General features: G+C 56.1%; 4 protein-coding genes. 3 read left to right on the top strand and 1 reads right to left on the bottom strand.

Annotation, left to right across the window (positions count from 1 at the left end; translation table 11 throughout):
• The first annotated feature begins 872 nt into the window (after nucleotides 1-872).
• Together IC608_RS18655 and IC608_RS18650 are read left to right on the top strand one after the other, a co-directional pair.
• The gene (locus IC608_RS18655; RefSeq protein WP_191777640.1) at nucleotides 873-1,247 is read left to right on the top strand and encodes an IS66 family transposase; all 375 of its coding nucleotides are present in this window, start codon (nucleotides 873-875) and stop codon (nucleotides 1,245-1,247) included.
• Nucleotides 1,168-1,350: a transposase domain-containing protein gene (locus tag IC608_RS18650; protein ID WP_428056054.1), complete on the top strand. Its 183-nt coding sequence runs from the start codon at nucleotides 1,168-1,170 to the stop codon at nucleotides 1,348-1,350. Before IC608_RS18655 ends, IC608_RS18650 begins: the two co-directional genes overlap by 80 nt.
• A gap of 553 nt (nucleotides 1,351-1,903) precedes the next feature.
• Here the strand turns inward: IC608_RS18650 and IC608_RS18675 are convergent.
• A complete protein-coding gene (locus tag IC608_RS18675; RefSeq protein WP_486813319.1) occupies nucleotides 1,904-2,170 on the bottom strand; it encodes a transposase in 267 nt (88 codons plus the stop codon).
• A 1,343-nt stretch (nucleotides 2,171-3,513) separates the two neighbouring features.
• Here IC608_RS18675 and IC608_RS16125 point away from each other — a divergent pair.
• The gene (locus IC608_RS16125) at nucleotides 3,514-13,209 is read left to right on the top strand and encodes a hypothetical protein (RefSeq protein WP_191777636.1); all 9,696 of its coding nucleotides are present in this window, start codon (nucleotides 3,514-3,516) and stop codon (nucleotides 13,207-13,209) included.
• Nucleotides 13,210-13,346: the final 137 nt, after the last annotated feature.

The raw sequence follows: 13,346 nt of genomic DNA, 5'->3' as shown, positions 1-13,346 counted from the left end.
ACGTAGGATGCTGTTTCCATCTTGCTTAAGTGGCCTTCGCTGGCAAGGAAGCTGTGGCCGCTCGAAGGAGAATGTCGGGTTTTGGCAAGCAATCTTTCTAGGCCTACGACCGCAATGGGGTCGGCAGCGGCCGGGCGGTAGCGCGCAATAATCGAGCGTTCAGATAGCTCCGATCATTCTTCAAAGCCATCGGTTCCCAAAACGTCCGGGTAGCTCCTCAGGGTCGTTTGCGAACTGGCGGGTTGTGGGTGATAGTGCAATGAATTGGCAGGCCTTTGGGTCTTCATAACTAGCTTTGGAGTCCAAAGTGGATCGCGCCAGCAAGTTTCATCGACCCGTCTTCACCATGCTAGTGGCGTTGGTGTCAGCGAGTGCGGCTCATATTGCGTTCTTTACTTTGACTAGTTCAAACGGATTGCGGGCAGCGCTGAGCTGGGACGCCATCCGAGATATGCTATCGGTCGGATTGTTGCCGTCCTTGGCAGTGGCAATATGGCTAGCGTTCAGTCCCAGCCCTACGTTTAAGACGGCAGTGATTGTAACTGGAGCAGCCACGGTTTTCATTTTCAGCGTGACGTTGGTGTGGGTGTCAAATATCGCTGACCCGCTTTCTCAATCCTACGCGTCCCTAAGGCTTTTACCTGCCATCGGCGGCGCGCTTTGTGCACTGTTTGCTTACTCAATCGGGTCTCAGTTTGAGTGATGCGCCTCATTCATCGGATGATCGCCGAGTTTGACTGCAACCAGGCCGCGAGGCGCAGAACGGAACGCAGGCGATGCGCAAGATGCTACGATTTGCCTAGACTCCGATGACCGCAACGCCGTGCGCAGGGAGCAGTTAGCACCAGCCTTGGCGCAGATAAGGGACGGGCTTGATCACCATCACAGCCGTGCCTTCGGCAAAAGCGCTGCTCGGGGATGCATTGAGCTACATTGCCAGATACCGGGCCGGGCTCGAGTTGTTCCTGACCCATGGGCGCATCGAGCTGGACGCCATGCTGGACCGGGAGCTGCAGCGCCTGTTGGGCAAGTCCAAACTGGCTGAGGCCATCCGCTATACCCTGAGCCGCCGCGCCGCCCTCGAGCGCTTCCTCGCCGATGGTGGTATCGAGATCGACTCCAACATCGTCGAACGTGCAATCCGTCCGCAGAACAGTACGCGCACGAATGCGCTCTTTGCCGGCTCCGATGGTGTTGGCGGGGGCCTGGGCGACAATCGCCACGCTGCTCACCACAGCCAAAATTAACGGCGTCGATCCGCACGCTTGGCTGACCATACCCTGCAGCGCATCGCCAGCGGCTGCAAACAGCCAGATCGCCGATCTCATGCCATGGAAATTCAGCCAGTAACGGCCCCGCCTAGACGCTTACCCACTTGTACGAAGGGTTTTATTCACCAGATGTGCATGACGTAGCCCGGAAATCGTATACTGGGACGCCGTCGGAGCGCTCAATCTTAACTACTATATTCAGTCCTCTGTCGTACAGTGAAGAGAATCCAGATTCACAAGTATAATCCAAAACCAATTTCCCCACATTTTGGAATGCATCTATTGGGTAGTGATCCGCTTCCCTCCGAAGTACAATATCCACAACCAACTCTTTCTTATCACAGTCTACAGTCCAAGAAGCGGACGAAAACACATTGTCATCCAAGCTGCGCGTTCTATTATTGATTGCTTCAAGCTTTTCAGGGTAGAAACAACTTTGTGAGTCAGTGGTGGAGCCGAGAGCATCAATCGCTGACGCTCCCAACAAAATACAAACAATCAGAAATGATCCGGTTTTCAAACGAACAATTCGGCAGAAACCCGACACGTTTGCAAAAATTGTGTCTTTTCGTATAGTCATCAGTCCAATACCCTTGCATTTCTCGACTTGTCGCTCATCATGTGTCGTTTATTCATGCGGCTGCCGCGATGGTGGGTGATGTTTGGATCGGGAGTCCGATCACCACGCCAGAACCCAGGAACCGCATCAAGCTTAAGCGGTCATCAATCATGAACTCCATGCGAGCCCCGGACAAGTTGTGCTGGGTCTGCAGGATCAGGATCTTGAGCATAGCCACTGGGTCGAAGGGCGGCCGGCCACCCTTGCTGCTGTCGCCATAGCCCAACCCTCCAACGAGCCGGCCACGAAAATACTCGAAGTCTGCTGTTCGCTCCAACACCTCGATCGGGTCACCATGCTGGCTCAGCGCCTCAAGCTGATCGTTCAGGCTGAACAGCGATTGTGGGTTCTTGACGATGCTTCATGAACAAGCATCGTCAGTGAATGACGACCGCATCAAGGGCGCGAGGGCTTTTCCGGGCGTCCATCTCGCAGCACGCGCATGGTTCTTTTGCGTGCTTAGCTAAACATAATCCGCCATTCCTCCGATGGACGCCCGCCTCTATTTTGCAGCAAATGCAATAGTTTGTCTGCACTCGACGTTACAGTTGAATTATCAACGGACCCGCGAGCCCGAGGCATGTGAAGAGATATCACAAAAACCCCTCGAAAGTTCTTATAGAGTCACGTTTTTCCGAGCGAGGTCTGCTTGAGCAGAAAGAACAATTTTTACTTCACGGCAACAATTTGGTTGGAATGCGGAAGGTTTGGTGTTCTACTGCCTCACTAGGAAGTATCCTTGTACTGCAGATATTTACCAAGAGAATTCCACGGATGTTGCAGCACCGCTTGGCGTCGACTGAAGATGCAAATCAACCCGTGCTGACGGTGAGGCGGGTTCGGACGCTTAGCGACGGACTCAGTACCTTGGCGCTAGCCAAGTCATGGCACGCTGAGAGCCGGTTTCGTCATCTCCCGTTCTGTGAGAAAAAATTTGCGTCCGCAGTTATTGCGGCTTTACGTCGAGGGAGCGGGGGCGCGGCGTTCGTAGCAGTGCGAAATGGTGCGCCAATAGGTTTGGTAAACTTGGCTGTGGGCGAAGCTATGTTGAGTGAAGGTGGTTGCTTCGCAACCTGCCTTGGGTGGTTCGTTGAGCCTGCCATACGGCGCAGTTTGTTGGGCGGAAAGGTTGCGCATCTCCTGTTCTCCGCAGCAACAGAATGGTGCCTGGAACGCGGCGCGAACGAACTTTTGATGCACGGCACTCATGGGACCCGGACTGGATTGTCGCGGCGGGGGGTGGAAATTGGCCAGAATGTCGTTTTGCCGCTTTGACAATATATAATTACTTGCAGAAGTCGGTCGCCAGATAAAAAGCTCCAAAGAGGACGAGGAAGATAAACGAAAAGAAAAAGCGTCCGATTTGGTACCTCCTGAGCTGATTTTTTGGCATGCTAAAACCAAGTTTTTGAATAACCCATCCCAATGAAAAGTGCAGTAGGAGCGAGAGGAGGAATATAAGTCCGAACCAGGTCGTGCAGTTAGCCATAATTAAAATAACTCCGGTGCTAACGATCTTCCAGATTAAATATTCATGTAATGAGCTGCTTTAAATATAGAGAGTTGCAGCGTACTATACTATAAATTTCGGATACAGGCAATCAATTTTGACAGGGGGGTAAGATGGCGGAAGACAATAACGGGGCAGTAGAGGGCCTTTGGGGGGATGTAGTTGCGGATTTCACGAGCGCGTACTCGTCTGCGCTGGGGGATGCAATACGCGCGGCCCTGAGCGAAGGCGGGGTGTCAAGCAGTTATATTCTCAATGGTGTTAGGTATTTACATAATAGTCCTGGCTACATTTTCGATGCGGCGGAGCTGAAGGATCTCTTTGATAGAAATCTTACGGCAGAAGAGAAGTTTGATATCGTTGGTGGCGTTGCTGGTTCCCAAATTGGCGGTGCGCTTGGTGCGTCTTTGGGCATTCCAGGTGTTATTGTGGGTTCGATACTCGGTGACATCATCGGGGGGTATGCCGGGAGAGGAGTATACTACACTCCGGGTGCCTTGGATAAGATAGAAACCGGCACAACAAGCGCGGTTGATGCGTACGTGCGGGACATCGAAAGCGGAGTAAAGGGGATCCTCACTACCGGTGGGATCAACACGGATATTTTTTCGACAGGTTTTTGCTTTGCACCTGGCACGCAGATACTGCTGGAAAACGGGACGACGAAAAGCATTGAACATGTCGAGGTTGGTGACATAGTCCTTTCGTTCGATGCAGAGAGTGCTGGAGGAGCCGGGTCGCTTGTACCAGCAAGAGTGTCCAGACTGTTTGAAAACATCTGCAATGAATTCGTCGTACTTGATAACGGTCTTACTGTAACCCCTCATCATGAGTTTCTTACAGAGGGGGGTCTTTTTCTGCCAATTTCGCGGATTTTAGCTTCCGAAGGCATAGTATTCAATGACAAAGGTCAGCCGTGTTCAATAACAGGAAGGAGGATCCATTATTCGGACCAGACATCTTCATTGTTTGAACAGGGCGTGGTCTACCATAGCAATTTTGAAGGAAATTTGGCACAGGCGCCGCATATTATCAAAGGATGGAAGACATTCAATTTTGAAGTCGAGGGGCTGCACACGTATGTGGCGGGCGGCTTGCGCGTCCACAACCAGTCAGTCTCTGCTGCTAACCTCAGTGATGCATTGGCCGGTAACGGTTATTCAGGCCTAATTGAAGCCACTTTGGCGAACGCCCGACAGCAGAACGGCTATGATGCCATTATCGACCGACCTTTTGGCCCCGATGATGCAATCTTCAATGCCGGATCCTCCAGTGATCTCTATCGCGAGCAAGAAAAAGTGTGGCGGTCAGATCTGCTTAAGCAGATGACGAAGGCCGATGGAACATCGCAATGGGTGGTCCAGTATACTGATGCCAATGGCAACGTAATCACCAAAGATCCTCAGACGGGCGCCCGAATCGATCCAACAAAACTTTCTTCTGGTTCCCTCGATCCAGCGAATGCGGCCCCCAGAACTTCCTATGAGGACGGCAGTTATGACAGCCTGACTTACACAAGAAATGATGACGGGACTTGGACAAACAATGTCACTGGGCAGACAACTTCGGCTACCGACTACGTATCTAAAGGCAGCGGCGAGCCGCTCTATGAGCAAACCGTACGAACTTACAACCCAGATACCAATCAATTTGAAGACCGAGTAGTCTATCGTCCGGCGCCTTCTGACAGTGACAGCAGCAGTGGCGGTAGCGGGGGGTCGGATTCGGACAAGCCGATCCTGGTGGACCTAGATGGGGATGGAATAAAGCTCGCGGAGTTGGGTACGAGTAACACCTTCTTCGACATGGATGGGGACGGCAAGCTGAACCGCACTGCTTGGGCGGGTGCAGGGGACGGTGTCCTGGTTCGTGATGGAAACGACGACGGCGTCATCGATCAGCGCAGCGAGGTTGTCTTCACCGATTGGGATGGCACGTCCAAGTCGGACCTCCAGGCCCTCTTGGCCATTTTCGATACGAACAACAATGGCAAGCTCGATGCAGGGGACACAGACTGGTCGCTGTTCAAGGTGCTGGTGGCGAATACGGACGGCACCACGACGCTCATGACGCTGGGAGAGCTCGGTATCACCGAGATCACCCTGATTAGCAACAATCAGAGTATCAACTTCAGCGACGGGTCCGCCATTTTCGGCGGTTCCACCTTCAAGCGAAGCGACGGCAGCACCGGCCTGGTGGCGGATACGCGGCTAAGCTACGAGGAAGAGGAGTTCGTCGTTACCAAGACCGTCACGCTCAATGGTGATGGTTCCACGACGGTCGTGAATACCGGCAGTGATGCCGATGGCAGCGCCGCCAATAGGACGACCTCCACCACAAGCGCCGATGGCAACACCCGCACGACAGAATTTGATGATGATGGCGATGGCATCAATGACCGGGTCGTTATTGAGACGCGGTCGGTAGCAGGCAGCGGAGAGGTTACAGAGACTCGTCTCGATTATGACGGGTCCGGCACGATCCTGCAGCGGCGCCAGGTGACGGAGACCAGTGCCGATGGCAAGACAGTCGAAGTCAGCTTCGACCTGTCCGGTTCCGAAACACGGTTCGATAGCGTCGAGACGCGGGTCACGGGCAATGATGGAAGCCTCACCGTAACCGTCGAGACGCTAAACGCGAATGGATCGACCCGCGGCGAGACGATTACCACAACGAGCGCCGATGGTTTGAGCAAGACGACTCAGGCAGATATCACTGGCGATGGAGTCATCAATGCCTCTCAGATCGAGAGTACTTCGGTGGCCGGAGACGGAACCCGGACAGAAACCGTAACCAGCTATGTAGGGAGCGGAACATCGTCGGCTCACCGGATCGGTAGCACCGTGACGACGGTCAGCGCCGATGCCAGCGACAAGACGATAGAAGCCGACGTGGATGGTGACGGTGACGTCGATCTGGGAACGTCGAGTATCATCGTCCGCAACCTGGATGACAGCACTACAACGACCGTCGAGCTTCGCAATAACGACAATAGCTTGCGCGGCAGCGCGACGACCGATCTGAGCGAGGATGGTCTGGATCGGACGGTTAGTTCTGACCTAGATGGTGACGGCGACACCGACAGCTTCGTTCGCGATTTGCGTGTGATTGCCGGTGACGGATCGACGACACGCACGGTCACAACTCGTGCTGGCAACAACGATCTGTTGAGCCAGACCATCATGACCTGGAGCGCGGACGGCAAGACCCGGAGCACGTCTACCGACAGCGACGGTGATGGACAGGTGGACCGCACCCAAATCGTCGCTGTGGTGGGTACCGATACGGTTGAGACCTCCGAGGTCTACGCGCCTAACGGCGAGAACCTCTTGTCGAGGACGATCACCACGACAAGCGGTGACGGATTGACACGTTCCACCCAGCTTGATGCAGACGGGAATGGCGTTGTGGACGCCGTCCGCCGTACCACGACGCTGATCAATCAAGATGGCTCGTCGACAAAGACCCAGATCCTGCGCGATGGGGCCGACACAACAGACATCACGCGCACCGTAACGCAGACAAGCGCAGATGGGCTGAGCAGCACAATCGAAACATTCAACCAGGGTGAAACCAGCCCCCACAAGACCCTCACAAGTGTGAGGGTCCTCAACGGCGACGGTTCAACGACCCAGACCGTCACCACGTATGCGGGTGCAAATCTCGCTGTGGCAGCAAAGGCCTTAACACAGACAAGCGCTGACCGCCTAACCACCACGACCTCGACCTATGTCGGGACCAACATAAGTCCGGAAACCGTCACCACTAGCGCAACCGCTTCAGACGGTTCACGCACTGAAACCGTTCTCGGATATAGCCCGGACGGCTCGGTCCTGCTCGGCCGAACGGTGACCACCGTCAGCACCAATGGCCTTGTGGTCACCCGAAAGACCGACGCTGATGGCGATGGCGACTTCGACAGCACCGAAGTCGAAGCCAAGGTCCTCAATGCGGACGGGACAACGCAAACGACCACCACGCGGTATGCCGGCATCGGCACGACCACAGCTGACAAGATCGACAGCAGCGTCACGGTCGTCAGCGGGAATGGCCTTGCGATTGAGACCGAACGTGATGCCGATGGTGACGGCACGATCGACAACCAGGTTACCGAAGTCACGGTCTTCAACGCTAATGGGTCGACGACACGCACCACGACCAACTTCAATGGCGACGGCACGGTCCAGACAGGACGCCTTGTCGCCACGGTCAGTGATGATGGTCTCAGCAAGACGTCGTGGAAGTATCTGGGCGACTCCACCACTCCAGATATAAAGGAGACTGAGACGACCGTTCTCAGTGCCGACGGCTCGCGGACGATAACTGCCACGACGCGGAGCGGCGATGATACGCTCGTTCGACAGAGCGTCACGACCATCAGTGGAGATGGCCTCTCCGCTACGACGACAATCGACCTTGACGGCGATGGCGTGACCGACAAGACGATCGAGACAGTCACCAATGCCGATGGATCGGTGACCACTGAAAACGAGACCTTCGATGGCTCCACGTTGGAATCGCGGTCGGTCCGCACCGTGAGCGCCAATGGACTGTCCATTACGGTCGAAACCGATCTCGACGGCAATGCCACGATCGATCGCAAGACGACCGACGTGACGACGCTGAATCTCGATGGGTCTCGCAGCCGTGTCGAAACCCACTACAAGGCCGGCAATGTCGTGGAGGGTAAAACCACCACCGTAACAAGTGGAGACGGTCTTACCATTGAGAGCACCTTCGAAGCGCTCGGCAGCGGCACGACTCGCACGCGCAACGAAGTGACCTCTGTTGCGACCGACGGCACGACCACGCGGGTGGTGGAGAACCGGAAGGGCGACGGGTCCCTCAACGATCGAACAGTTTCCAGCGTCAGCGGCGACGGCACAATGGTCCGCACCACCACCGACATAGATGGCGACGGCAATGTCGACCAGACGGTGTTGAAGGTCAGTCGTGCCGACGGCTCGGTTCTCACGTCCTATATGGACGGCACGGTCGTTTCTGCCTCTGGCAGAGAACTCGGAACAGCGGGCGGAAAGTATGTGCTCGAGTCTGCCGACGGACTGGTGCGGACGACGCAGTTTGACGCCGATGGCAATGGCCTGGCTGAAAGCGAGACCGTCGAATCCTCAGTCATCGGCACCGATGGTGAGCGTGTCAAAACTATCTCTCGCTTCGACCTCAGCGGTGGCAACGCGACCGTTGCGGACCCAAGCTACGGCCGGTCACTGGTGGAACAAGCTGTAATCACCACGAGCCCGAACGGTCGCACCATCACTTCGGAATGGGACAGGGATGGCGACGGTGTGGCGGAAACCAGCCGTACCGACGAGACCACCTTCAATAGCGATGGCTCGACGACGCGAACGACGACGCATTTTTCCGGCGCAACCATGGTCTCGCAATTCGCGGTGACCCGCAGCGCCGACGGTCTGACCGAAACGCGTGAATGGGACACCAATGGCGACGGCACTGTGGACGAGGTGTCGGTTCGCATCATCGTCAGAAACGCCGACGGATCGACCACTGAAACGGAAACGAACACCACATTTGGTGGCGCGCCGCTTTCCCAGACGATCGTGACAACCAGTGCCGATGGTCGCACCATCACTCTCCAGGAAGACCCGGATGGTGTCGGTGGCCCGGACCGGACCAAGACCACTGAGACGATGACTCTCGCGGACGGAACAACTGTGGTCATCGTGTCCAAGTACGATGGGGCTGGCACGACGCTGCAGGAGCGTACGACCAACACGACCAGTGCCGACGGGCGTATGGTGACCTTCAACCGCGACTCCAATGGCGATGGAACGGTCGACCAGATCAAGGATGTGATTCAACACGTCGATGGTAGCTCGACTGTTGAGATCCGGGATTTCAACGCAACCGGAGGGCTCACGAGCCGTACATTGACGGCAAAAACGGCGGATGGTCGCGAGAGCACCGCTCAGCAGGATATCGACGGCGATTTTACCTTCGATCTGTCCACCACGCATCGCTGGCACGACAATTCGGATGGGTCGACCGAGGAAACAGTCGATATCTACCAGATCAGCGCTCGTGCCAGCGATGGCACCGTCGTCGTAATCACCCCATTGCTGGTCCAATCCGCGAAGGTCACGACCAGTGCGGATGGGCGTGTACAAACCAGTTCCGTGGACGTTAATGGCGATGGCACGTTTGACGAAGTGACAACAGCCACCACGCGTCTAGATGGTTCCAGCCTGACGGTCGTCAGCACAAGCCCTGCGGCACGGAACGAGCCAGCCTCGGCCAGTGAAGTCAAGTGGGTATCCGCAGTCGTGGCCGGTGCGACGACGGCGGCGCTGACTGAAATTGACGCTGCGGCTGATGGGATCAACCGCACGGTCCGCGGCGACTATGATGGCAATGGAAGCTTCGAGCATGAGGAAGTTTGGACTATCCGCATCGATGGCTCCCAGCGCGGTCTCATCTCGGACAAAAATTCCTCGAGCGCAGTGGTCGCGACCGGTGTGATAACCATCAGTTCAGATGGCCTCATCACACAATTGGATCGGGACTCAGACAATGACGGTTCTGTCGACTACCGAGAGGTGGTCACGGTTAGGTTCGATGGGAGCGCCGTTAAGACCGTTGCAACCGATGATGGGTCAGGAACCCTGTCGATTGTCTCAGTAACCACCACCCACGCTAATGGGCGGTCCCTAAACGTCATTGGCACTGATGCTGATGATGTGCTGGTAGGGGGACGCTGGAACGACGTGCTGGTCGGCAATGGCGGCAATGACACGTTGGACGGTGGGGCCGGTGCCGACTACATGGTCGGCGGTGACGGCAATGATATCTACGTCATCGATAATGCTGGTGATGCAGTAGTTGAATTGCCAGGCGGGGGAACCGACCTGGTCCGCACATCTCTGTCCTACACCCTTGGCGCTAACGTTGAAGACCTAACGCTGTTGGGAGATGCTGCTGTCAGTGCAACCGGTAACGAACTTGACAACCGCTTGACGGGTAACGACGGCGACAATTCCATCGCTGGAGCGGACGGAGATGATGTTTTGGTCGGTGGCGCCGGCAGCGATCTTCTTGACGGCGGTTCAGGGTTTGACATCGCCTCCTATGAGAATTCAATCTCTGCAGTCCGTGTCCACACCGGGGACATTGCAAGCAACACTGGAGAGGCGGCTGGTGACGTTTATTGCTCGATTGAAGGGCTGCGCGGCAGCACGTTCGACGATGAACTCATCTTCATTGGCGACGGCGCCCGGATCGACGGCGGTGCGGGCGATGACATCCTCACGGTCGTTGGGTCAGAGGCAGAGATTAACGGTGAGGAGGGCGAAGACACGCTCTACGGCCATGCTGGAAACGACATATTGCACGGTGGCGAAGGGGATGACAGCATCCACGGCTACGATGGCAATGATGTCCTCGACGGTGGAACCGGAGCCGACTGGATGGTCGGCGGGGACAAAGACGACACTTACGTCGTCGACGATCTGGGCGACACCGTCGTGGAATATGCCGGGGGCGGGAAGGACACGGTCCGTTCGAGCATCACTTATGCCCTTGGCACCTACGTTGAGAACTTGACACTTATCGGCAGCGCCAGCGTCAACGGCACCGGGAACGGTCTTGCTAACGTTCTGGTCGGGAACACAGGCGCCAATACCCTTGTGGCAAGTGCAGGTGACGACTCCCTGGACGGAGGCGATGGCGTTGACACGATGGTTGGTGGAACCGGGGACGACACATATTATGTCGATAACGCTGCAGACGTGGTCGTGGAGGCTTCTGGCGAAGGGAACGACGCTGTCTTAACTGCAGCAAGCTTTACCTTGGCAGCTAACGTCGAAAACCTCACCCTGCTGGGTACGTCCAACATAAGCGGAACCGGAAACTCTCTGGATAACGTCATCAATGGTAACGACGGCAACAATGCACTGAGCGGTGGACATGGCGATGACTCCATAGACGGTGGGGTCGGAGCCGACACGATGTCAGGCGGTGCTGGCAACGAGATTTACGTTGTCGACGACTCTGGCGACCTTGTCGTCGAAGAGCAGGACGAGGGGAACGACACAGTGTTGTCCTCCATCAACTATGTGCTCACCGCCAATGTCGAAAACCTTGAGCTGGTTGGGACCGGAGACATCAACGGCACCGGGAACGAACTGGACAACTTCATCACCGGGAATACCGGCTCCAACACTCTCACCGGGGCTGAAGGGGACGACACTCTGATGGGAGGTGACGGCAACGACGTGCTTGTTGGGGGGGCCGGCGGTGACCAACTTAATGGCGGCACCGGCAACGATACCGTCAGTTATGCCGATGCTTCAGCGGGCATAGTCCTAAAGTTTGACCAGCACTCATCTCTGAATGGTGGCGACGCGCAGGGCGACACCTTCGAAAGCATTGAAATCGTGGTAGGCTCTGCCTTCGCAGATCTCATATCAGTCGTCGGAGATTTCCCAACCATCTACGGAGGGGCGGGTGACGACGAGATCTATGGATCTGGGAACGAGAACACGTTCTTTGGCGAGGAGGGCGACGACGAGCTCTGGGGCGACTTCGGTGCCGACCATCTTGATGGCGGTTCAGGAAGCGACTTCCTATTCGGCTACACTGGGGACGATGCTCTCATTGGTGGGGCAGGGGATGATGAACTTTACGCTGGGGACGGAAATGATGTCCTAGATGGCGGCGTGGGTGCCGATGCGTTCTTCGGTGGTAACGGCATTGATGCTGTGACCTATCAAAGCGCCTCTGCAGCAATTATCCTCAAGCTCTACCAGGACCCTGGCCTCAACACGGGAGATGCGCACGGCGACACTTTCGACAGTGTCGAAATCATCCATGCATCAATGTATGCCGATATCATCGAGGTCGATGACGATTATATGACCGTTTTTGGCGCTGCCGGCGACGATAAACTCGTTGGATACGGAGCGAGCAACACCTTCTACGGGGAGTCGGGTGATGATGAGCTGTGGGGGGACTACGGCGCCGACACCATGAACGGTGGCGACGGCGATGACTACCTATATGGGCACACCGGCCAAGACACCATGGTGGGTGGGGCTGGGTCTGACGAATTAATCGGCGGGGGCGACGATGACGACATTTCCGGCGGTAGTGGCAATGACACGTTCATCTACACCCGTGGTGACGGGAACGACGTCATCTATGAAGGGGCGGCGGAAGGATCAGCTGATCTCCTGCAGGTGAACGGCGTCAACGGTCTTACGGACACCTACCTTCATGCTCAGGGTAAGGACCTGCTGATCGAGATCTATGAATCATCGGCTGGAGCCGGTGACGGCGGATCTATCCTGATCGACAGTTATCTCGATATGAGCGGTGACTATGGCGTCGAAACCATCGAGGACAGCTATGGCAACGTCTGGACCAAGGACGATATTTTCCTGTTCCTCTACGGGAACAGCTCCGGTGGCCTGACGATGACTGGGACATCTGCAGCGGACACCTTGCTCGGTACTGCTCAGCACGATGAGTTCAACGGCGGCAATGGCAATGATGTCATCGAGGGTGCTGGCGGAAGCGACCTGCTGTACGGCGGGAGCGGGAATGACACCTTCGTGTTCGCATCCGGCTTTGGGCAAGATGACATTGGTGACTTCCAGGCTGGCACTGATATGATCGAAATCCGAAACCAGGGGTCCCTGGATTTCGCGGCGCTGATCGCCGACGCGGAGCAATGGGGTAGCGACGCCATTCTCCACTTCGACGATGGCGGGCAGATTACCCTGCACGGCGTCGCAGTCGAGAATCTCACCACGTCCGACTTTCGGTTCGTCTAAGCTGCCATCCAGGCCAATCTTGTATCTGTGCAGCGGGCATACCAACCCGCTGCCATTTCCACATCTGTTGCAGGCCGCGTCGCGGCCTTACCTCCGCATTCAACCCAGGCATTCATACCAAAGGCTCTTGGGTGTGA

Source organism: Devosia oryzisoli (genome assembly GCF_014837245.1).
GTDB classification, from domain to species: Bacteria; Pseudomonadota; Alphaproteobacteria; order Rhizobiales; family Devosiaceae; genus Devosia; species Devosia oryzisoli.
Note: the sequence above shows the minus strand (reverse complement) of the source record. Positions and strands in the feature narration are given on the sequence as shown.